Origin of the sequence: Cryobacterium sp. PH31-AA6, assembly GCF_030063195.1 — a bacterium.
Lineage (GTDB): Bacteria > Actinomycetota > Actinomycetes > Actinomycetales > Microbacteriaceae > Cryobacterium.
Genome location: NZ_JASISS010000002.1, coordinates 192787 through 215462, shown reverse-complemented (window position 1 = coordinate 215462; position 22676 = coordinate 192787). Strand labels below are relative to the sequence as shown.

Below are 22676 nucleotides of genomic sequence, written 5' to 3'. Positions count from 1 at the left end.
CAGAAGAGACCACACCTAGTCGTCCACGGAGCCCACGCCGCCTCGCCTGCTCCGCGCGCGCGTCGGCGGCGATCGACTTCTAGCGACCCGCCATCGCGTCGTCGGCTTCGAGGTCGATCTGGCGCTCCCGGAACAGGGTGAGCCTCCGCTGCCGCAGCTCGTCGAACGGGTCACCGCCGTCATGGTGGTGCTCGGCGTGCGCCGAATCGCCGGCGAGGGTTGAGGTTTCCGAGGTCATGAGTTGTCCGATTCTCGAGTGGGATAGGGGACCATAGAGAGCGCTCTCAGGAGCATGGCGTTCAACCTAGCAAGTCCAACGCAAAAACGCCACACCTTTCGGTGCAGGACGATCGGCAAGCGGCAGTGGAAGAGGCCTACGACGAGCGTGCGGTCGTCAGCGTGCGGAGCACCGCGTCCGGGGTCAGCCAGCCCTGGAGCCTACCGGTTGAGTCGACGACCGGGATGCCGTCGCTCTCGTTCGCGGCGAGGACGGATTCGAGCACGGCGTCCAGCGTGGTGTCAGGGTGAGCAACCGTCGGCAGTTCGATCAGGTTGCTCAGCGTGATCCGCGCGGCGTCTTCGTCATTCCCGATCGCGTCCGAGATCGCGGCTACGGTCACGATTCCGATGAATTCGCCGTTGCGATGCACGACCGGCAGGGCACGCTTTCCCGCGGCCAGCAGCATCCGTGCTCCTTCGGCCGGGGTCAGCCGAGAGCTCACTGCGTCCGGCGCGTCCGTCATGATCTCTCGCACGAGGGTCGAATGCAGGATGACACCGCCCGGCCCGCCATCCACGTCGACCCCGCGACGGCGAAGTTTGAGGGTGTAGATCGTGTCCTTACTGAGCACTCGGGACACCCCGGTCGCGATCACAATGGCCAGCAGCAGGGGCAGGATGATGGAGTATTCCCCGGTCAGTTCGAACAAGATGATCGCGGCGGTTATCGGCGCACGCGTGGCGCCGGCGAAGACGGCACCCATGCCGACCAGGGCAAACGTGCCGGTCTGCCCGGCGAAGACGGGGAACAGCGTGCCGGCGATCTGGCCGAATGCGGCCCCAAGCATCGCTCCGATGAACAACGAGGGAGCGAACACCCCGCCCGACCCGCCGATTCCGATGGTCAGACTCGTGGCCAGGACCTTGCCGACGAGCAGCAGCGCCAGGAAACCGAGCGCATATCCGCCCTGGACGCCCCTCTCCAGCACCGGATAGCCCACCCCGTACATTTGGGGCAGGGCGAAGAGGAGCAGACCGAGGAGGAGGCCACCCGCCACCGGGCGAAGCCATTCCGGCTTGCCTCGCCACGCCCAGTCGCAGGCGTCTTCCACGGCGTAGAGGATCTTGGTGAATCCGACCCCGGTCAGTCCGGCCGCGAGGCCTAGCACCGCGAAGAGGGCGAATTCCGACGGGTCGACGATGGTGAAGGTGGGCAGAGTGAGAAACGGGTGGTCGCCCAGCAGCGACCGGCCGACGATCGAGGCGGTGACCGAGGACAGGACCACCACACCGAACGATCGGGCAGCGAAGTCGCGAAGCAGCAGTTCGAGGGCGAAGAACACGCCCGCAATCGGTGCGTTGAAGGTCGCCGCGATGGCACCGGCGGCACCACAGGCGACCAGGGTGCGCAGGTGCGATTCCGGCATTCGTGCCGCCCGTCCGAGGCTCGAACCGAGTGCAGAGCCGATCTGCACGATCGGGCCTTCACGGCCCACGGAACCACCGGATCCGATCGTGATGGCCGACGCAAGCGATTTGACGATCGCAACCTTGCCCGGGATGCGTCCGCCTCGCTTCGTGACGGCGTACATGACCTCAGGGACGCCGTGGCCGCGAGCTTCCGGTGCGAACTTGTGCACCAGGGGCCCGTAGAGCAACCCGCCGATCGCCGGGGCCAGGATGATGAACGCGCCGCCCAGCCACGGAACCCACGGATTGGCCGGGTGGCCCTGGGTCGCGGAGTAGTCGACCGTTCCGGTGAAGACTACGGTTGCCGCGGTCACCAGCCACCGAAACCCGACGGCCGCGAACCCGACGCCCGCGCCGACCACGATCGCCATGAACAGCAACCGAGTCGACCCAGTGCTGAGTCGGTCGAACGACGCGTGGATTGACCGCAGCAACGGGGACAGGAGTCCCCGCAGGCGCAGAGTGGGCTGTGCCATCAGGGCTCCAAAATGTGTATTATTGCAACTATTGCATTTGTGCAAGAGTCAGGTTATCACCTGCAGGAACGGAGTTCCACCGATGGACCACCCCACGACAGCCGACACACGGGCTGCCGACGCCACCCTTGCCGCCTCCCGCGCCCTCCTCGGAGTGGTGGCCCGCTCGATGGTTTCCGCCCTGGACGATGTCACCCTTCCGCAGTTTCGGGTGCTCGTCGTGCTCAGTTCAGCGGGACCGATGCGCATGGGCGCGGTCGCGGAAAGGATGGGAGTCATCCCGTCGACATTCAGTCGCTTCATCGACCGGATGGTTGCCGGCGGTTGGGTGGAGCGCGCCTCGAGCCCGGACAGCCGCCGCGAGGTGCTCCTTGAACTCACCGAGAGCGGCCGTGACCTTGTCGAGGAGGTCACCACGCGCCGCCGGTCCGATATCTCGGCCGTTCTCTCCTCGATGACGGGTGAACAGCAGGCCGCGGTCGGAGCGGCATTCCAGGCCTTCGCGGATGCGGCAGGCGAGCCTCCGGCACCGGATTTGTTGACCCTTGGGATCTGATCCGACTCCACTCCCGCTTCCGGACCCGAGCGTGAGCGCAACCATTCACACCATGTCGGGTTCGATGTGGATGCCGACGCAAGCGCCGACTCTGTCGAATCTGCTGCGTTGGCACGTGCAGCCGTTTCCCGTCCTGCCGGCGCTGGCGTTCCTTCTGGCGGTGCTCTATCTGGCAGCGGTGTGGCAGCTTCACCGCACCGGTACACGCTGGCCCTTTCAACGGACAATCTGGTGGATGCTCGGTGTGGCAACGCTCGTCCTGATGACTGCCACAGGACTCGACGGCTATGGGATGCAACTTTTCAGCGTGCACATGGTCCAGCACATGACACTGAGCATGTTCTCACCGGTGCTGCTCGCCCTCGGTGCACCGATGACGCTGTTGCTTCGGGTGCTCCGCGCCAGACACGGCGGCGGCTGGAGCCTGCGCAGGGGGCTCCTCACCCTGTTGCATAGTCGGTTCGCCCGCTTCCTGACGCATCCGGGGATCACCACAAGCCTGTTCCTGATGAGCCTGTACGGACTCTATTTCACTCCCGTCTTCGATTTCCTGATGGGGAGCATGTGGGGGCACAACCTGATGCTGGTCCATTTCCTGCTGGTCGGGATGCTTTACTTCTGGGGCATCATGGGCGTTGACCCGTCACCACGGCAAGCCGGGCGTGGGGTGCGCAGGCTCGCCGCGCCGGTGCTGGCCATCCTGGAACTCTTCATCACTGTTCCGTTTCACGCCTTCTTTGGCGTCATCGTCATGATGTCGGTGGCCCCGATCGTCGGCTTTTACGCGCACCCCGTTCCCGGCTGGAACATCTCGCCGTTGGCCGACCAGGCCATGGGCGGTGGCATCGCCTGGGGGTTCACCGAGCTGCCGACCCTGCTCGTGTTGGGCGCGTTGTTCATGCGCTGGCAGAGTTCGGCCACTCGGCGTGATCGTTTCGCCGACAGGAAGGCAGCGAACAACGGCGACGCTGAACGTCTCGCCTACAACGAGTATCTCGCCGCGATCGCTGCCAGGGACGTTCGCGGTTCGGTGGCATCGACATCGCCGACGGTCTCGACTGTTGAATCACCGTGACCTTTTATCTACCCGCGATTGACCTGGAGGACACCCTGCCGTGATGAGGAACAATGCCTCGATACCACCCCGGACCGTTCACGGAGCTCTGGGGGGATTCCTCGGCTTCGTCGCACTGAGCGCCGTTGCCGGAGTACTTGCAACTGCGTCTGTCACTCCGGCGTTGGCCCTGTCCGGGTTGGCGGCCTCGAACGCCGTCGCCACGTTCGAGAACCTTCCGAGCTACCTGGCGATTGAACCGCTCTCTCAGAAGAGCAACATCTACGCCACGCAGAGTGACGGCACGCCGGTCCTCCTGGCCTCGTTCTATGACCAGAACCGGGTTGAGGTGTCGTGGGATGCGATCAGCCCGTTCGTCAAGGACGCCGCCGTCGCAGGTGAGGACCCCCGCTTCTACGAGCATGGCGGCATCGACCTGCAAGGAACCGTTCGGGCGACCCTCAGGACCGCAACCGGCAGTGCCACCCAGGGCGGATCCTCCATCACTCAGCAGTACGTCAAGAACGTACTCGTGCAGAAGTGCGAGGTCCTTACCGACGCGAAAGCACGGGGCGCCTGCTACCTGGCCGCGACCGAGACGACCGTGGACCGCAAGCTGAAGGAAATGAGGCTGGCCATCGGTCTGGAGAAGAAATATTCCAAGCAGGACATCCTTCGTCAATACCTGAACATTGCCGGTTTCGGGGGAACCGTCTACGGAATCGAAGCGGCCGCGAACTACTACTTCAACACGTCGGCCGCGAGTCTGACCTTGCCGCAGGCCGCCAGTCTCGTCGCAATCGTGAACAACCCGGTCAAGTTTCAACTGGACGATCCGGCCAGCGAAACGAACGGCGCCGCCAACGGCTATGCGGCCAACAAGAGCCGACGCGATTACATCCTGGACGAGATGCTGGGGCTCCACCTGATCGGCCAGGCCGATCACGCCGCGGCCCGTGCGGTCCCGATCGAGCCCGCCATCACGGAGCCGAGCACGGGCTGCAAGACGGCCGGCGCCAGCGCCTATTTCTGCGACTACGTCACCCGGCAACTGCGCAATGACCCGGCGTTCGGCAAAGAGAAGGACACCCGGCTGCTCAATTTCCGGCGAGGCGGCTACAACGTGTACACAACCCTGGACCTTGACCTACAAAACGCGGCGGTCGCCACGCTCACGGCCAACGTCCCCAAAACGTATCCCGGCTGGGACGTCGGCGGCGTGGTCACGAGCGTTCAAGTCGGAACCGGGCGGGTGCTCGCGATGGCCCAGAACAAGGACTACAGCCAGGATCCGGCCGTGCTGTCCACGGGAGCAAGCTCCACCGGTATCAACTACAACACTGATTTCACGGACGGCGGATCCCGCGGCTTTCAGCCGGGATCTACCTACAAGGTCTTCACCCTGGCGCAGTGGCTGGCCGACGGCCACGCGCTCAGCGAACGCGTCAACTCCCGGCGCACCAGCCATTGGGGCACGTTCGCTGACAGCTGCCGGGGACCGCAAACCTACCCCGGCTACAACCCGAAGAATGACTCAAGCCGTGAGAACGGTGCGCACTACAGCGCCCTGGAATCGACGATCGATTCGATCAATACCGGCTTCATCGGCATGGCAAAGCAGCTCGACCTCTGTGCCATCCGCAAGCGGGCCGAGGCCTTTGATGTGCACCGGGCCGACGGTGACCCGCTGCTGCAAAGCGCCGCGACCGTGATCGGTACCAACGAGATCGCACCTCTGACGATGGCCGTTGCCTTCGCCGGAATTGCCAACAACGGCACCACCTGTACTCCGGTAGCCATCGACTCGATCACGGGCCCGGACGGCGCGGCAATCCCCATCTCGCAGTCCGAGTGCTCCCAATCAGTTTCGCCTGCGGTCGACGCGGGGATGACCTACGCGATGCATCAGGTCATGACCAGTGGAACGGCGAGGCAGTCGTATCGGGCTACGTCTCCGCGGGTTCCCATGATCGGAAAGACTGGAACAACCGACGAAAACAAGGACACCTGGATGAGCGGGGCCAGTTCGACGGTCGCAACGGTCGTCGGAGTGGTCAGCGTCACCGGGGCAGCCAACCAGCGCGGGATCTACTTCGATGGCGGGCAGGCTGCAACCGCACGCCATCGGATGTGGCCAGACGTCATGTCGGTCGCCAATGCCAAATACGGCGGGGCGCCCTTCGCCGAAGCGTCGCACAAGACCATCTACGGTGTCCCGGTGCCCGTGCCGGACGTGCGCGGCACGTCACTCGTTGAAGCGCGAGGGTCCCTGGAGTCGGCCGGATTCGCTCTGACAGACGGCGGTGCCACGGCCTCGGAATTGCCGGCCGGAACGGTCGTCCGATCGGCCCCGGCCGCAGGCACGAGGACCAACCCGGGTTCCAGCGTCACCGTCTACACGAGCGACGGGTCTCAGAAACCCCTGCCCGACGTCATCGGTTTGCGCGAACGCACCGCCAGGGCCCGGCTCAGCGCCTACTCCGTCGTCACCATCGACGAGGTCGTGACCGATCCAGCACAGGTCGGGGCCGTCACGGCGATGACGCCGGCTGCGGGGACCCTCGCCCAGCCGGGGGACGTCGTCAACCTCAGCGTCGGCACGCTCGGCTGAATCAACGATCCGTCGGCCACCTGGGCTGGAAGACCATCGCCGAGGCGGTGAGCGGAGCCGGACGGCCCACCGTTCAGGCGGGGCGGAATCCGATCAGTGGCAGCTGTTCGACGACCCGTCGGCGACCCTCGGGAGAGCCGTCATAGCGCCAGCCGAGGAGCCGGCTCAGAACCCGCCGGACGAGGCGGCGCGGCAGTCCGCTGTGCCGCTCGTAGTGCTCGAAGACCTTCTGGGCCTCATCCAGACCGAGTCGGCGCACTGCAGGAACGAACCGTGACGAGCCGATCCAGATCTCCGTCGCCAGTCCCGCCTCGGCGTTGTGCAGCCACTGGGTTCGGGATCCCCACCCCGCCATGACCACGGCCTCCCGCGAATCCCGGTCGTAGTGAACGACCTCCAGGGGAGTCTCGAATATTCTTCCGGACTTGCGCCCCCGGTGAACCAACATCAGGAATCGGTGCCCGAACAGAAACCCCAGTCTCGCGTGGAACGCGTGCACGGGCAGGTGCAGCAGCCAACGCAGGATTCCGGCCGGTGGCCGCGGAGCGCGCTTTTGATTCATCGTCCCATCCTCCTCCCTCGTTCCCGGTTCGAGGGTGACCCTGACCCGCGGCCCTTTTCCTGGTTGTGTGTCCCAGATCGCAGAACTGTGGTTCGGCCGCGGAATAGCTTTCAGACCCTGGAAGATTTCCCCTGATGAAAGGTTCGCACCATGACTGCTTCACCCGTTTTGTCTCACCCGTCCACTGCCGTGTCCGCAACGTTTCGCAGACGCACCCTCGCCGGAGTGATCGGGGGACTCGCCGGTGGGCTCGTCTTCGGCATGCTGATGGCCATGATGGGCATGCTGACCGTGATCGCGTCCATGGTCGGCTCGACGTCGCCCTGGGTCGGCTTGGCCGTGCACCTGATGATTTCCGTGCTGATCGGCCTGGGTCTGACCGTTCTGTTCGGCAACCGCCTCCTCACCGGCTACGGCCGAGGCGCCCTCGTCGGCATGAGCTACGGAGCCATCTGGTGGCTTCTCGGCCCCCTGGTGATGATGCCCCTCATGCTCGGTATGCCCGTGTTCAGCGTGGATATGAGCAGTGTGTTCTCCCTGATGGGACACCTGATCTACGGGGCTATTCTTGGTCTGACGGCCGTGCGCGTCCTGAAGAGCCGTGCGTGAGTGCTGCGGGGACGAGCTGAGCGCGGCCCCGACCGGGGACGTCCGTCCCTGGTCTCCAGACGCTCGAGAGGTGAACCCGTTGGTATCGACACCCGCCGAACCGTTCAGCTGCCTGACCGAGGTTGAACTATTCGCGGACCTGAGCCCGGCCGAGATCGACGCGATGAACCTGATGACCCCGGCTCGCACGTTCCGGGCCGGGGAACTCGTCTTCAGTCAAAGCCAGCCGGTCACCGCGCTCTTCATCCTCAAGGCCGGCCGGGTTCGTGTCTTCCGCGTGACGGAGGACGGGAAGGCGCTGACCATGGCGATCCTCGACCCGGGCGCCGTGTTCGGGGAGATGCTCCTCGTCGGCCAGCGAATGTACGACAACTATGCCGAAGCGATCGAGGACGCCGCGATCTGCCAGCTCAGCGTCGCCGAGGTCGAGCGGTACTTCCTCTCCGACCCCCGCATCGCCGTCCGCATCTCCCGGCTGTTGGGGGAACAGGTCGCCCGGCTCGAGGGACGGCTGACCGATCTCGCCCTCCGGCCACTGGCCGCACGTGCCGCCGGCACTTTGCTCACGCTCGCCGAGGGGACACGGACACCCCGGTTCGGCCACGGTGCCATTCTGCGGCTCACGCATGAGCAACTGGCCGGGCTGCTCGGTGCGACGAGGGAAGCCACCAGCAAGACCATGGCCGATTTCGCCACCCGCAACCTCATCAGGCAGGGCCGGGGACGCATCATCATCCAGGACACCGACGGCCTGCACACCATAGCCAGGAGAACGGCATGATCACCGCCAGTTACCACGGCACCATCCTCGCCCAATCGGAGGTGACGATCTACCTCGAGGGCAACCACTACTTTCCCCGCGAGTCAGTTGCCCCCGCTATATTGCGCAAGAGCTGGGTGCGCACCCTGTGCTACTGGAAGGGAATCGCCCGCTACTATCATGTTGCGGCCGAAGAACAGCACTTGGCGAATGCCGCCTGGTCCTACCCGTTGCCCTCCCCGCTGGCCTGGCGGATCAGGGATATGGTCGCGTTCGCTCCTCAGCACGGGATTCGAATCAACGACGACCGAGCCTAGAACCACGGGAGATCACGCGACCGCGCCGGACGTTCCTCCACAGACGAGACCGGTGCGGTCAACCCTCCGGCACCACCAACACCGGAACCCGAGCAAACTCCAGTACCCGCAGGGTATGGCTGCCGATAAACGGCATGGCATGGCCGGGGCGATCGACCCTGGCCATGACGATCATGGTTGCGTGGACCTCGTGTGCCTCGGCGAGAATTTCCGCGGCAACCCGGCCGTTGCGTCGACGCGCCGTGACCTCGACCCCGGCCCGGGTAGCCACGGTGAGAACGTGGTTGAGAACCGCCTCAGCCGCCAGCTCCCGACGCCGGGCCAAGGGCTCCGTTTCATCGAGGTGTCGGTCCATCTCACTTTCCTCGATGACCATCACGGCACACAGTCGGGCGCCGAGCCGCCTGGCCTGGTCGACGGCCGCGTCTACTGCAGTGAACGCCGCAGGCGAATCGTTGACGGCCAGCAGGATGGTGTCACTCATCAAGACTCCTTCCGTTCAGACGTTCTCGGCCGGGTGGCCTGGCTGCCGGGACTCGTCTGCCTGTCCGCAGCCCACCGCACCCGAAGGCCTTCTTCGAGTTCCTGGTCCTCGAGCTTGCGTTGAATCGCGCTCAGCCTCTCTTCCAGCCTGGGGATCCAGCGGTTCTCAACGGCCCGCTGCCGGGTTCGGGTTGCCGTGAGTTCCGTGGACAGAAGCAACACCGCACGCTGGACCGCGGCGTGCTGGACCGCTGCGGCGAGAGCGGATCGGTGGGCGATCCTCGCGTAGGACAGCGCCGAACTGCCGCCGTGCTCCGTGGCGTCCGGTAGTCGGCAGTCGGCGTCCTCCGGATAGGTGACGCCCATGGCACCGCCCCAGTGGATCTCGACCACGGCCGGCTCGACGGGCGCGGCGGCCTCGATGCGCTCCCGACCGTCCAGAGCCGCGGCGCGGCGCAGCCACACGGCGGCGTCCCGCGCCCGGTCCTCCCACTCGTGGCGGATGCCGTCGGCGTGCAACTGGAGACGATCGAGTTCATCGGTCATGATGTGCTGTTTGCGGTCCAGTAGGGCGGCGCCGCGTCTGGCCGTGATCAGGCGCTGCTCGAGGCGCACCTTTCCCGATCGTCCCGTGTCCGTCACGACGCCTCCGACCCCTCCGGCAGGTAGCGGTCCAGGAACTCCGTGGACAGCATGGTCAGTTCCTGGCGGGGCAGCGTGGCCAGCGCTGACCAGGCCCGGCCCAGCGTGTCGTCCAGGGAGCGCAGCTCATCGTGTCCCTGATTCAGCAGTCCGCTCTCGACCTGGCCGCGGTAGGCGATGTAGCTGCGGTCCGTTTCGCTGAGAGCTCCGGCACCGACCAGTTCCGCCAGCTCGGCGGCCTGCCGGGCCCTGGCCAGGGCAGCGAGAACCTGGGCGGCCACGTCCAGATGGTCCTCGCGGGTGCGCCCCGCGCCGGCGCCGCTGCGCATCAGGCGCGACAATGAAGACAATGCGTCCACGGGCGGGTAGATCCCGCGCGCGGCGACCTCCGCCGACAGGACGATCTGACCCTCCGTGATGTAGCCGGTCAGATCGGGAACCGGATGCGTGATGTCGCCGGCGGGCATGGTGAGCACGGGCACGATCGTCACCGAGCCGTTCTGCCCACGGACCCGGCCACAGCGTTCGTACAGGCTGGCCAGGTCGCTGTAGAGGTAGCCGGGGTAGCCGCGCCTGGCCGGGATCTCACGTCGGGCGGCCGAGACCTCGCGCACGGCCTCGGCGTAGCTGGTCATGTCCGACATGATGACCAGCACATCGTGACCCTCGGTGTAGGCCAGGTGTTCGGCAACTGTCAGCGCGATCCGGGGGGTGAGAATTCGCTCGATGACGGGGTCATCGGCGGCGTTGAGCAACAGCACGAGCTCGCCGGCCGCTGACCGTTCCTCCAGCCGGTCGCGTACATAGGCGATGTCGGCGTGGGTCAGCCCCATGGCCGCGAAGACGACTCGGAACGCGGTGCCGCCGGAGGTGGCCTGGGCGGCGATCTGGGTCGCGAGGGCTAAGTGGGGCAGCCCCGGCACCGAGAAGATGGGAAGTTTCTGGCCCCTGACCAGGGTGGTCAGGGCGTCGATCACGGAGATGCCGGTGAGGACCGGTTCCTGAGGTGGTTCGCGGTGCACCGGGTTGAGGGGCCAGCCGCTGACGGGCAGTGTGGTGTCCCCGGTGACTGGTGGGCCTCCGTCAAGGGGCTCCCCGCGGCCATTGCACACCCGGCCGAGCCAGCCGGGCCCGACCGGAATCCGCAGCGGCTGACCCGCGAATCGAACCCGGATGTTTCCGGGCGCCATCCCATCGGTTCCTTCCAGCACCTGTAGTGTCACGAGGTCATGGTCGACCTCGAGCACCAGTCCGTGCCGTTCCCGGCCGGCGACGTCCACGGAGGCGAACTCGTCCCACCCGACGCCCGCGACGTCTCCCATCACCAACAGGGGACCGCGCAGCTCGCGAACGTCGCCGTGCGAGATGCGCCCCTCGGCCTTGCGGGGCAAGTTCTCGGAGTCTGCTGCGCCGGGCGTCGTCGTTCTGTCCGTCATCTGAGTGCCTCCAGCCCGCGCACGATCTCGGCCCGGCGGGAAGACACGGCAGCGGCGTCCCTCGGTCCGGTCTCTTCGCGGGCCCGGAGCACCGGCCCGTGATCGGCCTGTTCGATCGAAGTCGCGGGGACGCCGTCTTCGACGAGTTTCTGGCAGGTGTCGACGACGTCGAGGACAAGATCCAGCAGGGCTGCACCCTTCTCCGCCGAGCAGAAGCCGTCGTTGGCGCTCAGCGCGTTTTGCATCAGGACTCCGTCCCGCAGCAGACGCCCACCCAGCAGCACCATCCGTTCGTGACCGGGGAGCGAGTTCGCGCCGATGATGTCGGCCAGGTCACCCAGCCGGTCGGCCTCGGCCAGGAGCGACGCGGCCCGGGCGCGCCGCTTTGCCCAGCCGGGGTCTCCGTTCGCGGTGTGCCAGCGCCCGACCGCTTCTTCGTCGCGCGTGAAGGAACCGGTCCAGCTGACCGCGGGATAGTGCCGTGAGTAGGCCAGGTCCCGGTCGAGGAGCCACAGGCACCGGACGAATCGTTGGGTGTCGGTGGTGACGGGTTCCGTCATGTCACCGCCGGGTGGGGACACCGCCCCGATCACGGTGACGGATGCCGTGCGCCCGCCGAGGGTGGTCACCCGTCCGGCCCGTTCATAGAAGGCCGCAAGCGCCGAAGCCAGGTTCGCCGGGTAGCCGTCCTCCGCCGGAAGGTCACCGTTGCGGTTGGCGAACTCCCGCAGCGCCTCGGCCCAGCGAGAGGTGGAGTCGGCGATCACAACGACGTCGTACCCCATGTCCCGGTAGTACTCGGCGACGCAAATTCCGGTATAGATGCTGGCTTCGCGCGCCATCATCGGCATATTGGAGGTGTTGGCGATGATGACCGTGCGGTCGATGAGTTTGCCTCCGGTGCGTTCGTCGACGAGTTGTGACAGGCCGTCCAGCACGTCGGCCATCTCATTGCCCCGTTCGCCACAGCCCACGTAGACGATCACATCCGCGTCACTCCACTTGGCAATCTGCTGCAGCAGCATGGTCTTGCCGGTGCCGAATCCGCCCGGCACGGCGGCGGCGGCACCGCGGGCCAGCGGATACATCAGGTCGAGCACGCGCTGACCGGTGTGCAGGGGGACGGCCCCCGCGGGACGGTCCCGGAAAGGACGGGCGGAGCGCACCGGCCAGCGTTCCGCCAAGCTGACTTCCCGGGAGCCGATCCGGGCGACCGGATCGAGCGCGCGCACCTGGCTCTCCGACGCCAGCCAGGCCAGTTCACCAGAAATCCCCGGTGGCACAAGCACTCGGTGTTCCACAGAGCCGGCACCCGGCACGGTGCCGAGCACGTCGCCGGGTGAGACCTGCTCGCCGACCGCCGCTGAGGGAACGAAGGTCCATTTTCGTGCCAGGATGCCGGGATCCTCCTCGGAGGTCGACCTTCCCGGCGTCAGCCAGAGCGGCGCCGAGGACAGCGGCCGCATCAACCCATCGAAGACCTGGCCGAGCAGGCCCGGCCCGAGCAGGCCGGTGAGCTGATTGCCGGTGGCGACCGCCGCGTCGCCGGCCTTGACGCCGCCGGTGTATTCGTAGGCCTGCAGCGTCGCCCGGTTGCCCGCGATCGCCACGGTCTCCGCGCTGATCCGCTGGGGCCCGACGGCCAGAATTTCCAGCATGGCAACGCCCTCCACCCCGTCGACCTCCATCAGCGGACCGCTCACTCTCACGACGGTTCCCGCCTGTGGCTCACCTAGCGTCGCCACAGGTCAGCCACCTCCGGTGACATCTGAGCGAGTGTGTCGGCGGCCAGGGTCGGCAGAGACAGATCCAGGCGGCGCGAGCCGGCCTCGGCGGTGACACCGCCGTCCTCGTTTTCGGTGACGGTCGCGTCGGGTCCGAGCAGGGCATGGGCTCGTTCGATGAGCCCGGCGAGCAGGTCCGGGTAACGCGGGTCGGTCCGTAGCGCTGTTGCGGACACGCGCACCTTCTCCTGGAGCTCCAGTCGCAGCGCATTGCGCTGGGTCAGCACGGTCTCGTGGGCCTGTCGGCGTACCCGGGCGGAGCGCATCGTCGCCTCGGATCGGGCGGCGTCCTCGCCGGCCGCGGCCGCCGCCGCGCGGATCCCGTCGGCCTCCCGCCCTGCCGCGGCAAGCAGCGCCTGCCCCCGTTCGCGGGCGTCGTGCCCGATCTCAGCGACAGTGGCGAGGGCAGCGGCGCGCAACGAATCACGAACCGGCGCCAGGGTGGCATCCGCCCCGGTCGGCAGACCCGTCATGACGGCAGCACCGCGGTCAACGGGCCGTGCGGGTTCGCGATGATGGCCCCCAGGGCCTCCGCAGCCCGCGGCGTCAGCAGCACGATGCCGGTCCCTTCCGGCAGCTCGGCCCACGCCCGGCGTACCTCCTCGTCGGTTTCGGCGGGATAGACGCCGGCCCCGGCCAGCGTGAACCCTTCCAGTAGTGACTGTTCGCCCAGCGCGGCGATCCTGGTCGGCATGATCGTGATCCGCCTCAGGCCTTGCCGATGAGGATGATCGCAATGATCAGTCCGTAAATGGCGATGCCTTCGGCCAACCCGACGACCACCATGGCGCGCCCGAAGATCTCGGGGCGTTCACTCATCGCCGCGAGCGCAGCGGACCCGGTGTAGGCGACGGCGAACGCCGCCCCGATGGACGATCCGGCCACGGCGATTGCGGCGGCGATCAGCGCGGCACCGCCGCTTCCGGTGGTCGTGGCCGCCGTCGCTGCCGGCACGACCAGATTGGCGGCCACAGCGGGACCCGGGTTCAACGCCGCGGCCACCAGGGCCAACGCGCCGACCATCACGGCTGCGTTGATCCCGACCAGCAGGGTGACGCCTGACTTCCCCCGGCGCTTCAGCAACACAATGGCGCCGGTGGCGGCCAGGAGCAATGCGGGAATGGTACCGAGCCAAATGTTCACGGTTGACGCCTTTCGAGGGAACTGTCGGGGTGGAGCTCGGGGGCAAGGACCGGCGCCCAAGGATGAAACGGACGCCCCTCCGATTGGAAAATTCGGGAAAAAAGCTCGTAGTACTCCAGCCGAAGGGCCTGAACTCCGGCCACCAACGCCTCCAACGCAAAGGTGAGCACATTGCCGACCAGAAAGACGAGTATGGCGGCCGCTGCCCGCCAATCCGGAGCCCAGAGCGCCGTCGTCGCGGTCCAGACGACGGTCAACAGCGCGGCGTGGGTGAGCCCGAACGCCGCAAGCCGAGCGAACGAGACGACGTTCGAGCCGAGCCGGATCACGGTGTCCACAAGCTCGATGACGGCCTGGACGACGCCGGTTCCGCCGCCACCGGCATCGACGAAGAAGCCGATGAAGATAAAGGTCAGCGCGGCCAGGGCCAGCACGACGGCGATCACGATCACGGGGGAGAGGCTGGCCAGGATTCCCCAGATGAGAAGGCCAACAGCCACGAACAGCACGGAGCCGGCCGCACCGGAACTAGCGTACAGCGCGTACGCCCAGCCGCCCTCCCTCACCCGGTTGATCGTTCCCAGCGCGTAAGCGCCGGCGAGCAGCACGGCGCCGAAGACCAGGGCCGTCACCAGCAGCGGAATGGGGTTGGTCATGGGCTCAAGCCAGAGCACGGGCACCAACCCGGTGGGGCCGAAGGCCTCCCCGTAGAGCGCGCCGAAGATCATCGAGGTCAGCCCGGCTCCCGCCACGAAGAGCCAGGTTTTCCTGAGCCTCTTCAACCGTCGGATCCGGCCACTGCGGAGAAGCAGACCGGCCAGGAGCAGAACCGCGCCGTGGCCCAGGTCACCGAACATCATGCCGAACATGACCACGTACGCCACTCCGGCCAGCCGCGACGGGTCCACGTCCGCGTACGGCACGGTCCCGTAGGTATCAACCAAGGTGCGGGACAGCCCTGCCCGGCCTGCGCCGAGCCCGGTCAGCAGCGTCGGAGGCTGCACGCCCCTTGGTCGCTCCAGGGGGACGACGGCCGCACCCAGGCCCGCGAGATCTTCGGTGAGGGCGGAAAGCTCCCTGGCGGGGATCCACCCCACCCACCCGGCGATCGGAGCGGACACGACGGCCGACTCCACCGCCCGGTCGAGTTCCTCCTGGCCGTCGCCCGGCGGGTAGGGCAGGTCAAGCTCCACGTTGGCGCTGCGGGCAACGAGAAGGAGCACGTCGCTCCGTCGCTCCAAAGGGGCCACGAGAGCCACCCGCTTCATCTGAATGGGGCTGAGGGATTCACGCCACGGCATCGAGCACCTCGCTGGAACCCGTTCCGGAGGCCGTGGCTGCCAGGGCTGCCCGAACCCGCCAGGCGTCCATCGCCAGCACCGCAATGCCGCCGAGCACGACCTCGGGGCCGGGCATGGAACCACGAAGCAGGCGAAAACCGTCGGCTTCGACCGTCGCCCGGAGCCGAGACTCCGCGCGCCACAGGTCTTCGGGCGTGTCGACGCCTTGGAGCACGGCCCCGGCGGAGCGCGGCAACAGTGGACGCAGCGTGGTGAGATCCGTGGCGTCCTGCCACCGTTCGCCCAACAGCGGGCGGACCAGCCGCCGCATGCCCACTCCGGGTTCGGCTCCATCGACCAGGCGTAACCGTGCGACGGTCAGGGCCGCCACGGCTTCGGCCCAGGGCCGCGCCGCCGCCGTGACCTCGGCGAGCCGACGCAGCCAGACCAGGGTCAGCATGTCCGGCAACGCGGCCCCGCCACCATGCACCGCGTCTCCCCAGGAGGACGTGCGCAGGGCTTCGGTGAGCTCATCGGGGGTCGACGCCCGCTGCAGCCGCGACCACGCCGTCCCCAGCGATCCAAGATCGAAGGGCACCGCCGCGGCCCCGCCCTCAGCCAGGCTGCGGGCCAGACCGAGGATGTTGTCGCGCTCGTACGCGGCGGCGACCGCCCGCGCCAGCCGCGTGCCGGTAGCCGGCATCCACCCTGCGAGCACCCGGAGATGCCACAGCACCGTCTCGCGGGTGGCGCGTTCCGCAGCGGCGAGAGCGGTGAGATCGCCGATTCGATCGGCGTAAACGGTGTCCGCGAGCAGGGAAAGACCCGCGGTCAAACTGGGCTGGGCCGCGATAGTGCGGCTTGTGCCCGCCCCGACCCGGCGCTCGGCCATGGATCGCGCCCGGACGGAGGCAGCGACCCAATCCGCGTTCATGGCCGAGTCAGCTGCTCGGCCAGCAGGGTATCGATGACCTGCCGGACCGCCGCGGGCATCCGGGCCGTGCCGGTTTCCCGGAGCTCGGCTGCCTCCCCATCGGCCCGCTCCAGCAACTGGGTATCAGTTTCCGAAGCGGCGTCCAGGACGCGTGCTGCGGCGCGCGACTGTTCGGCCCCCGCATCCAATCGGGCCTGGGCGATCAGCGCGTCGGCACTCTCCCTGGCGTGGGACAACTCACTTTCCGAAGCCAGCCGGGCGGCCTGTACGAGCCCCTGACAGGATTCCACGTCGGTTGCGAGTGCGGCGAAGACGGCGGCCAGCTCCGCGGCCGGTCCGAGCCGATCAGAGGAGGGGACACCGGCCGGGCCCGCCGCGCCCGGCGCGCCGGCAGGACGGAAGCGGTCCAAAATGTTCGGCCGTGCCATGGCACCTCCCCTGCAACATGCAAGTACCCTGATTATACGGCGATTTCGTCGCTGGGGCGCTGCCGGGCGGCGGGGGACCGAAGCGAGCCTGTGGATCCCAGCGGCCGACTCAGTCGAATTCCGCCACCCGAAGGCTCAGCCAGAGAGTGAGCGTGTCCTCGGCATCGGCGAGGTCGATGGCGAAGAGTTCGTGCGCCCGACGCAACCGATATCTCAGGGTGTTCTGGTGTACATCGAGCCGTAGGGCGGTCGACGCCGAATCGCGCGCACAATCCAGGTAGGTGCGCAGGGTTCTGGCGTAGTCGGTGCCGCTCCGCTCGTCGAATTCAAGCACGGCCACGGCCTGTTGCGACCGCAGCCCGGGGTTGTCCCTGAAGATTCCGGCCAGTTCGAGAAGCGTCAGATGGCTGCGCACGTCGCCCGCACTCGCGACCGCTCCCGCGGCCGGCCCGCTGGCCAGGAGAAGCAGGACCAGGTCGGCGTCGCGTCGCGAACGGCTGATCCGTCCGACGCTCGTCACCTGGGACCCGATGGATGCCCGCACGACGATCCGCAGGGCGGTCGCGGCCCGCGCGACCAGTCGCCCGACCATGGCTTCCACCCCCGCAAGCCGGGCGGCCAGAAATTGCGCCCCCGAAGGCTGGGATCCGGTCACCCCCGTGAAGAGCGCATAGACGATGTTGCCGATCACGACGCACTCGGTGCCCTGTTCGTGCGTCTCACAGTGCATGACGATGAGGTCGACGAGGCGGTTCAGCCGCAACTCGTCACCGGCCGGCCCGAAATCGGGTTGGAAGGCGACAGCGACAAAGGACCCGGCGGTATCGATGCCCAGCTGCCCGGCCACGAGGCGGGAATCCTCGCCCCCCTCGAGCAGGCGGCGCAGCAGTTCGGCGCGCTGCTGGCGGGCCACGTCCGCGGCGCTGCGCGCGCGCAGGATGTGGAGCGCGGCGATGTCGGCGGCGCGTTCCAACGCGCCTTCGGCATCAGAATCCAGGGTGCCGGCCTCGTCGATCACCCAGATCGAACCAAGCGGCTGCGTGCCGGCGCGCACCGCGATCGCGAGCCGGGGCAGCCCCTTTTCTCCCGTCGGAAGGCCGGGCCGGCGCTCAGGCACCGCACCCGGAAGCCTGACCGCCCCCGTCGCCTGGAAAAGGGAAGCGTAGGCCTCGGCATTGTCGGGCAGGTCTGGAACCTGGCGGCCGAGGATTCCGTCCCGGCGCGTTTCGTCAGTGGGCTGGCCGGGCAGCGTGGAGTAGGCGAGCACCCGATCCTGCAGATCTTCGATCGCCGTGGCGCCACCCACCATGGCGGCGATCGCGTTCGCCAGGGCGAACAGGTCGCCGACCGCGAGGCCGGACAGGGAGCCGGGGTCCTCGGGCGCTGTGGTGAGGGCCGACGTGATCAGGGAATCCAATTGCCGCCATTCGACCTCGTCATCCACCACGAAGAGAGCGATGTCGATTGCATCCGCCACGGCTGCGAGCGTTTCAACGCTGAGGCCAAGCGCCTTGATCACGACGGCGCCGAACCCGCTCCGGGCCGCACTTCGGAGAACTTCGGCGGACTCGACCGCCAGGGGGTGCACCCCGATCGCGAGCAGGATGCCGCTGCGTCGACCGGCGAAGGGAACCAACGGGTCAAACAGGGTGGGGCTCGTCAACGACAGCCGCAACTGCGCCTGGCCGGATGCCAGACGCAACCCCGAACCGTCGAGAACGGTGAGCAACTCGGACACCGCGATGCCGGCCGGACGAGCGGGAAGTGACGTCATCGGTCAACCGTAGACGGTCTGACCCGCTCGGGTTGTGCTGGACGACATGGTTTCGGTGCAATATTCATGCCGGACGCTAAAGATCCGGCGGCGCGTCTGCAGCAAACTAGGCAGATGCCTCTCCCCACCAGCCTCGCCGCGATGACCGACCAGGCAAACGCCGCTGCCGTCCAGGCGGCGGCAACGGCACGGATCCGGGTGGGTGACGAGAGCGCGCTCACGGGCCTGGCCGAGACGGAGGCCCTGTTCAATTCGGTGTGGGGTCTGCCGCATGGGGAGACCGCCATCCCGGCAGAACTCCTCCGCAGCATCAGCCATGCCGGGTGCAACGTCACCGTGGCCCGAGACGACGACGGGCTGCTGGTCGGTGCGGCCGTGGCGATCGTTTCGCCACAGAATTCATCGATGTATTCGTTGATCGCGGGTGTGCTTCCGGGGGTCGCCGACACCGGCATCGGCTTCGCGCTCAAACAACACCAGCGCGCGTGGGGGCTGGCCCGCGGGCTGACCACCATGACCTGGACCTTCGACCCACTGGTCAGCCGCAATGCCCGGTTCAATCTCACCAAGCTCGGCGCCCATGCGGCGGAGTATGCCCAGGACTTCTACGGTCCGATGCACGGGGCGATCAACGCCAACGATGAGAGCGACCGTTTGATCGCGGTCTGGCCGCTCGATTCCGGGGCGGCCGTCAGAGCCAGTGAAGGGCACCCCCAACCGGTCGATCTGATCGTGACCGGGGACGCCGATGCCGTTTCAGTGCCCACGGGCGCCAGCGCTGTCGGGCCCGACGGCCTGCCCTGCGTCATCGACGCCGACGGTTCCCTGTGGTGCCGCGTTCCCGTCGACATCGTCGCCCTGCGCACCACGAACCCGGAGCAGGCCGCCGCCTGGCGCCGCAGCGTTCGTCGAACCTTCACCGAAGCATTCGCCTCCGGGCACACCGCCCGCGGGGTCACCCGAACGGGCTGGTATCGGCTCGTACCAAAGGAGCAGCAATGAGAATTGAGAACATCGAGCTGCGACGGGCGCACATCCCGCTCGTGCGGCCGTTTCGGACGTCCTTCGGCACCTCGACCGAGCGGGAAGTGACCATTGTCAGGGTGACCACCGCGAATGCCGAGGGCTGGGCCGAGTGCGCCGCCGAATCGAGCCCGCTGTACAGCTCAGAGTTCCTCGACGCCAGCGACCTCGTTATCCGTGACCACCTGATCCCCAGGCTTCAGGCCCTCGGCGATCGTCTGACCGCCGAGCAGGTCGCCCGCGCCCTGGAACCGGTGAAGGGGCACATGATGTCCAAGGCGGTCCTGGAAACGGCCATCCTCGACGCCCAGCTGAAGGAGACCGGGGTCTCGTTCGGCGGCTACCTCGGCGCCGTGCACGACACGGTGCCCGCCGGAGTCTCGGTCGGCATCATGGACTCGATCGACGAACTGCTCGACGCCGTCGGCGGATACCTCGCCGAGGGCTACCTGCGGATCAAACTCAAGATCGAACCCGGCTGGGACCTCGAACCCGTGCGCGCCGTGCGGGAACGCTTCGGCGACGAGATGCTCCTCCAGGTGGACGCGAACACGGCGTATACCCTCGCCGATGCCAGGCACCTGGCCCGACTGGACCCCTTCGACCTGCTCCTGATGGAGCAGCCGATGAAGGAGGACGACATGCTCGGCCACGCCAATCTGGCCAGGCTGATCACGACGCCCATCTGCCTGGACGAGTCGATCGAATCGGCCAGGGACGCGGCGACGGCGATCACCCTCGGCGCGTGCAGCATCATCAACGTCAAGCCGGCCAGGGTCGGCGGGTACCTCGAGGCCAGGCGCATTCACGACGTCGCAGCCGCCCACGGTGTTCCGGTCTGGTGCGGCGGGATGCTCGAAACCGGCATCGGCAGGGCCGCGAACGTCGCACTGGCCGGGCTGCCCAACTTCGTCCTGCCGGGGGACACCTCGGCGTCCAACCGCTACTACGCGCAGGACCTCACGGCCCCGTTCGTACTGGAGGACGGGCATCTGCGGGTGCCGACCGGCCCGGGCATCGGCGTCGAGGTTCTGCCCGACGTACTGGCCGACGTCACTTCCGCCGTCACCAACCTCACTTTCTGACCCCCATTTCCGCCCCATAGTTCGGAGAGCACCATGATCAAGATGCACACGACACAGCAGACCCGCCCCCGCTGGAAGACAATGGCGTCCCTGGGCGTCGTGGCAGCGCTCGCGCTGTCCGGCTGTTCGGCCGCTGCCACTCCCGCAGCCTCGGAGGAGCCGGCTGCGGCATCCGATATCGATGCCACGGCCGCGGCAATGCTCCCGGCGAAGTACAAGGAAGCCGGCATCATCAAGGCGGCCTCGGACATCCCGTACCCGCCGATGGAGATGTTTGACCAGGACCAGAACGTCACCGGATTCGACCACGACCTGGCCCAGGCGCTCGGCGCAAAGCTCGGGGTGCAGATGGAGCTGCAGAAGCAGTCCTTCGCCGCGGCGATCCCCTCGCTGTTGGCCGGAAAGCACGACGTCATCATGTCGGGCATGAACGATACGGCCGAACGCCAGAAGACGCTCAACTTCGTCGACTATTTCCATGCCGGGTTCTCGATCCTCGTTCAGTCCGGCAATCCCGAGAACATCTCGGGAGTGCTGGATCTCTGCGGTAAGACGGTCGCCGTTCCCAAGGCCACCGTGCAGGGAGATATCCTGCGCAGCTACGACGATGCCTGCATCGCCGCGGGGAAAGACGTTGTCGACGTCTCCGAACTTCCCGGTGAGACGGATGTGCAGACCGCCGTGCGTTCCGGACGCGCCGTCGCCGAGGTGGTTGACTCCGCCGTCGCCGCTTACACCGCCCAGACCGCCGGGGACGGCAAGCTGTTCGATCTCGTGACAGACCCGGAGAACCCGAACGGTTACAGTCCCGTCTACACCGGCATCGGCATTCTCAAGGAGAACGACAAGCTGGCGGAGGCACTGCACCTGGCCCTCATCGCGACGATCGCCGACGGCACCTACGACGAGATCCTGAAGAAGTACGACCTTGGTCACTTCGGTCTCGACGAAGCCGGCTTCAACCTCGGGTCGTGACCCGGTGCTGCCCACGTCGGTAACGCCCCCGGACACCACGCACGAGCAGCAGACCAGGGCCGAGGAGGCGGAGGCCCACGACGTGGTCGCGGTGCCGCTCCGGCACCCGTGGCGTTGGGTGCTCGCCGCGCTGCTGGCCATTGGTTTCTCCCTCATGGCCGCGTCCCTCTGGGCGAACGAGAACGTCAACCACCCCACGATCAGCGAGTTCATCCTCGACAAGCGCATCCTCGACGGGGTGGTGCTGACACTGGTGCTCACCATCGTGTCGATGGTCATCTCGACCGTGCTGGCCGTGCTGCTGGCCGTGATGCGGCTCTCGAACAATCCGGTGATGGGCACCCTGTCCTGGCTGTACGTCTGGGTCTTCCGCGGCACCCCGTTGCTGATCCAGATTGTGTTCTGGGGCTATCTCGGCCTGCTCTACTCGCAGATCTCGTTGGGGATTCCGTTCACCGACTTCACGGTGTTCTCGATGGAAACCAACACCCTGATCCCCGCCTTCGCCGCGGGCCTGCTCGCGCTCACGCTCAACCAGGCGGCCTATTCCGCGGAGATCGTGCGGGCCGGCATGCTCTCGGTCGACGAGGGACAGCACGAGGCCGCCTACTCGGTGGGGATGAGTCCCACGTTCACCCTGTTCAAGGTGGTGCTCCCTCAGGCCATGCGGGTGATCATTCCGCCGATGGGCAACGAGACGATCTCGATGCTCAAGAACACCTCGCTGCTCTCGGTGATCGCGGTCCTCGAGGTGTACACGGTGGCCACGCAGATCTCCTCCCAGAACCTTCGCCAGGTGGAACTGCTGGTTGTGGTCAGTTGCTGGTATCTCTTCCTCACCACCATGTTGTCGATCCCGCAGTACTACCTGGAACGCCACTTCGGCCGGGGCAACGCGCGCAGCCTTCCGCCCACCCCGCTCGAACGGATCTGGTCGGCCGCGCGCCGCGTTCGCACGCCGCGGCGGGCACCCCAGGGACAGAACCAGAGTGAAAGGACGGATGCCTCGTGACCGATCTGTTGAGCAATCCGCGACCCGGAGCCTCCACCCCCGG

At 67.1% G+C, this 22676-nt stretch carries 24 protein-coding genes; 10 read left to right on the top strand and 14 right to left on the bottom strand.

The window, feature by feature from the left end; all coding sequences use genetic code 11:
- Positions 1–79: 79 nt before the first annotated feature.
- Both QMG61_RS02880 and QMG61_RS02875 read right to left on the bottom strand, forming a co-directional pair.
- Positions 80–238: a hypothetical protein gene (locus QMG61_RS02880; RefSeq protein WP_283492822.1), complete on the bottom strand. Its 159-nt coding sequence runs from the start codon at positions 236–238 to the stop codon at positions 80–82.
- Positions 239–374: 136 nt separating this feature from the next.
- Positions 375–2165: a chloride channel protein gene (locus QMG61_RS02875; protein WP_283492821.1), complete on the bottom strand. Its 1791-nt coding sequence runs from the start codon at positions 2163–2165 to the stop codon at positions 375–377.
- 82 nt (positions 2166–2247) lie between these two features.
- On the opposite strand from QMG61_RS02875, the gene QMG61_RS02870 reads away from it, so the two are divergent.
- Genes QMG61_RS02870 through QMG61_RS02860 form a run of 3 tightly spaced genes read left to right on the top strand, consistent with a single transcriptional unit; the run spans position 2248 to position 6386 of the window.
- Entirely contained in the window at positions 2248–2721 is a 474-nt protein-coding gene (locus QMG61_RS02870) for a MarR family transcriptional regulator (protein ID WP_283492820.1), read from the top strand.
- A gap of 31 nt (positions 2722–2752) precedes the next feature.
- Positions 2753–3796: a cytochrome c oxidase assembly protein gene (locus QMG61_RS02865; RefSeq protein WP_283492819.1), complete on the top strand. Its 1044-nt coding sequence runs from the start codon at positions 2753–2755 to the stop codon at positions 3794–3796.
- A 43-nt stretch (positions 3797–3839) separates the two neighbouring features.
- Entirely contained in the window at positions 3840–6386 is a 2547-nt protein-coding gene (locus tag QMG61_RS02860; protein WP_283492935.1) for a transglycosylase domain-containing protein, read from the top strand.
- A 73-nt stretch (positions 6387–6459) separates the two neighbouring features.
- Here the strand turns inward: QMG61_RS02860 and QMG61_RS02855 are convergent, their stop codons facing one another.
- Positions 6460–6948 carry a nitroreductase family deazaflavin-dependent oxidoreductase gene (locus QMG61_RS02855; RefSeq protein ID WP_283492818.1) on the bottom strand — a complete coding sequence of 163 codons (489 nt, stop codon included), beginning with the start codon at positions 6946–6948 and terminating at the stop codon, positions 6460–6462.
- Positions 6949–7098: 150 nt separating this feature from the next.
- Here QMG61_RS02855 and QMG61_RS02850 point away from each other — a divergent pair, with 150 nt between their 5' ends.
- The 3 genes from QMG61_RS02850 to QMG61_RS02840 all read left to right on the top strand — a co-directional run bounded on the left by QMG61_RS02850 (position 7099) and on the right by QMG61_RS02840 (position 8634).
- Entirely contained in the window at positions 7099–7557 is a 459-nt protein-coding gene (locus QMG61_RS02850; RefSeq protein WP_283492817.1) for a hypothetical protein, read from the top strand.
- Positions 7558–7627: 70 nt separating this feature from the next.
- A complete protein-coding gene (locus tag QMG61_RS02845; protein WP_283492816.1) occupies positions 7628–8338 on the top strand; it encodes a Crp/Fnr family transcriptional regulator in 711 nt (236 codons plus the stop codon).
- The gene (locus tag QMG61_RS02840) at positions 8335–8634 is read left to right on the top strand and encodes a DUF427 domain-containing protein (protein WP_283492815.1); all 300 of its coding nucleotides are present in this window, start codon (positions 8335–8337) and stop codon (positions 8632–8634) included. The genes QMG61_RS02845 and QMG61_RS02840 overlap by 4 nt, the downstream gene beginning before the upstream one ends.
- Positions 8635–8692: 58 nt before the next feature.
- On the opposite strand, the gene QMG61_RS02835 is transcribed toward QMG61_RS02840, so the two are convergent.
- The 11 genes from QMG61_RS02835 to QMG61_RS02785 all read right to left on the bottom strand — a co-directional run bounded on the left by QMG61_RS02835 (position 8693) and on the right by QMG61_RS02785 (position 18538).
- Positions 8693–9118 (bottom strand): universal stress protein, encoded by a 426-nt coding sequence (locus tag QMG61_RS02835; RefSeq protein WP_283492814.1) that lies wholly within the window; start codon positions 9116–9118, stop codon positions 8693–8695.
- Complete coding sequence (locus tag QMG61_RS02830; protein ID WP_283492813.1) at positions 9118–9759, bottom strand: V-type ATP synthase subunit D; 642 nt, start codon at positions 9757–9759, stop codon at positions 9118–9120. The genes QMG61_RS02835 and QMG61_RS02830 overlap by 1 nt, the downstream gene beginning before the upstream one ends.
- Positions 9756–11195 carry a V-type ATP synthase subunit B gene (locus QMG61_RS02825; protein WP_283492812.1) on the bottom strand — a complete coding sequence of 480 codons (1440 nt, stop codon included), beginning with the start codon at positions 11193–11195 and terminating at the stop codon, positions 9756–9758. The genes QMG61_RS02830 and QMG61_RS02825 overlap by 4 nt, the downstream gene beginning before the upstream one ends.
- The gene (locus tag QMG61_RS02820) at positions 11192–12940 is read right to left on the bottom strand and encodes a V-type ATP synthase subunit A (protein WP_283492811.1); all 1749 of its coding nucleotides are present in this window, start codon (positions 12938–12940) and stop codon (positions 11192–11194) included. Before QMG61_RS02820 ends, QMG61_RS02825 begins: the two co-directional genes overlap by 4 nt.
- Positions 12928–13452, bottom strand: a complete 525-nt coding sequence (locus QMG61_RS02815) for a hypothetical protein (protein WP_283492810.1) — start codon at positions 13450–13452, stop codon at positions 12928–12930. Before QMG61_RS02815 ends, QMG61_RS02820 begins: the two co-directional genes overlap by 13 nt.
- Positions 13449–13673: a V-type ATP synthase subunit F gene (locus QMG61_RS02810; protein ID WP_283492809.1), complete on the bottom strand. Its 225-nt coding sequence runs from the start codon at positions 13671–13673 to the stop codon at positions 13449–13451. The genes QMG61_RS02815 and QMG61_RS02810 overlap by 4 nt, the downstream gene beginning before the upstream one ends.
- Before the next feature lie 14 nt (positions 13674–13687).
- Positions 13688–14122 carry an ATP synthase subunit C gene (locus QMG61_RS02805; protein WP_283492808.1) on the bottom strand — a complete coding sequence of 145 codons (435 nt, stop codon included), beginning with the start codon at positions 14120–14122 and terminating at the stop codon, positions 13688–13690.
- Positions 14119–15345 carry a V-type ATPase 116kDa subunit family protein gene (locus QMG61_RS02800; RefSeq protein ID WP_283492807.1) on the bottom strand — a complete coding sequence of 409 codons (1227 nt, stop codon included), beginning with the start codon at positions 15343–15345 and terminating at the stop codon, positions 14119–14121. Before QMG61_RS02800 ends, QMG61_RS02805 begins: the two co-directional genes overlap by 4 nt.
- Before the next feature lie 64 nt (positions 15346–15409).
- On the bottom strand, positions 15410–16294 hold the full coding sequence (locus QMG61_RS02795) for a hypothetical protein (protein ID WP_283492806.1): 885 nt from the start codon (positions 16292–16294) through the stop codon (positions 15410–15412).
- 38 nt (positions 16295–16332) lie between these two features.
- Positions 16333–16764: a hypothetical protein gene (locus QMG61_RS02790; protein ID WP_283492805.1), complete on the bottom strand. Its 432-nt coding sequence runs from the start codon at positions 16762–16764 to the stop codon at positions 16333–16335.
- A 109-nt stretch (positions 16765–16873) separates the two neighbouring features.
- Complete coding sequence (locus QMG61_RS02785) at positions 16874–18538, bottom strand: PucR family transcriptional regulator (protein WP_283492804.1); 1665 nt, start codon at positions 18536–18538, stop codon at positions 16874–16876.
- A gap of 114 nt (positions 18539–18652) precedes the next feature.
- Here QMG61_RS02785 and QMG61_RS02780 point away from each other — a divergent pair, with 114 nt between their 5' ends.
- The 4 genes from QMG61_RS02780 to QMG61_RS02765 are packed head-to-tail and all read left to right on the top strand — an operon-like array spanning position 18653 to position 22633.
- Entirely contained in the window at positions 18653–19540 is an 888-nt protein-coding gene (locus QMG61_RS02780) for a hypothetical protein (RefSeq protein ID WP_283492803.1), read from the top strand.
- Complete coding sequence (gene menC / locus QMG61_RS02775; protein WP_283492802.1) at positions 19537–20646, top strand: o-succinylbenzoate synthase; 1110 nt, start codon at positions 19537–19539, stop codon at positions 20644–20646. Before QMG61_RS02780 ends, menC begins: the two co-directional genes overlap by 4 nt.
- Positions 20647–20679: 33 nt before the next feature.
- On the top strand, positions 20680–21621 hold the full coding sequence (locus QMG61_RS02770) for an ABC transporter substrate-binding protein (RefSeq protein ID WP_283492801.1): 942 nt from the start codon (positions 20680–20682) through the stop codon (positions 21619–21621).
- The gene (locus QMG61_RS02765; protein ID WP_283492800.1) at positions 21575–22633 is read left to right on the top strand and encodes an amino acid ABC transporter permease; all 1059 of its coding nucleotides are present in this window, start codon (positions 21575–21577) and stop codon (positions 22631–22633) included. Before QMG61_RS02770 ends, QMG61_RS02765 begins: the two co-directional genes overlap by 47 nt.
- The last annotated feature ends 43 nt before the right edge of the window (positions 22634–22676 follow it).

What these genes read in the sequence shown, in the direction of transcription:
- QMG61_RS02880 (WP_283492822.1), bottom strand. Translation starts at nt 238, where the DNA reads ATGACCTCGGAAACCTCAACCCTCGCCGGCGATTCGGCGCACGCCGAG.
- QMG61_RS02875 (WP_283492821.1), bottom strand. Translation starts at nt 2,165, where the DNA reads ATGGCACAGCCCACTCTGCGCCTGCGGGGACTCCTGTCCCCGTTGCTG.
- QMG61_RS02870 (WP_283492820.1), top strand. Translation starts at nt 2,248, where the DNA reads ATGGACCACCCCACGACAGCCGACACACGGGCTGCCGACGCCACCCTT.
- QMG61_RS02860 (WP_283492935.1), top strand. Translation starts at nt 3,840, where the DNA reads ATGAGGAACAATGCCTCGATACCACCCCGGACCGTTCACGGAGCTCTG.
- QMG61_RS02855 (WP_283492818.1), bottom strand. Translation starts at nt 6,948, where the DNA reads ATGAATCAAAAGCGCGCTCCGCGGCCACCGGCCGGAATCCTGCGTTGG.
- QMG61_RS02850 (WP_283492817.1), top strand. Translation starts at nt 7,099, where the DNA reads ATGACTGCTTCACCCGTTTTGTCTCACCCGTCCACTGCCGTGTCCGCA.
- QMG61_RS02840 (WP_283492815.1), top strand. Translation starts at nt 8,335, where the DNA reads ATGATCACCGCCAGTTACCACGGCACCATCCTCGCCCAATCGGAGGTG.
- QMG61_RS02835 (WP_283492814.1), bottom strand. Translation starts at nt 9,118, where the DNA reads ATGAGTGACACCATCCTGCTGGCCGTCAACGATTCGCCTGCGGCGTTC.
- QMG61_RS02825 (WP_283492812.1), bottom strand. Translation starts at nt 11,195, where the DNA reads ATGACGGACAGAACGACGACGCCCGGCGCAGCAGACTCCGAGAACTTG.
- QMG61_RS02815 (WP_283492810.1), bottom strand. Translation starts at nt 13,452, where the DNA reads ATGACGGGTCTGCCGACCGGGGCGGATGCCACCCTGGCGCCGGTTCGT.
- QMG61_RS02810 (WP_283492809.1), bottom strand. Translation starts at nt 13,673, where the DNA reads ATGCCGACCAGGATCGCCGCGCTGGGCGAACAGTCACTACTGGAAGGG.
- QMG61_RS02795 (WP_283492806.1), bottom strand. Translation starts at nt 16,294, where the DNA reads ATGGCCGAGCGCCGGGTCGGGGCGGGCACAAGCCGCACTATCGCGGCC.
- QMG61_RS02790 (WP_283492805.1), bottom strand. Translation starts at nt 16,764, where the DNA reads ATGGCACGGCCGAACATTTTGGACCGCTTCCGTCCTGCCGGCGCGCCG.
- QMG61_RS02785 (WP_283492804.1), bottom strand. Translation starts at nt 18,538, where the DNA reads ATGACGTCACTTCCCGCTCGTCCGGCCGGCATCGCGGTGTCCGAGTTG.
- QMG61_RS02780 (WP_283492803.1), top strand. Translation starts at nt 18,653, where the DNA reads ATGCCTCTCCCCACCAGCCTCGCCGCGATGACCGACCAGGCAAACGCC.
- menC (WP_283492802.1), top strand. Translation starts at nt 19,537, where the DNA reads ATGAGAATTGAGAACATCGAGCTGCGACGGGCGCACATCCCGCTCGTG.
- QMG61_RS02770 (WP_283492801.1), top strand. Translation starts at nt 20,680, where the DNA reads ATGATCAAGATGCACACGACACAGCAGACCCGCCCCCGCTGGAAGACA.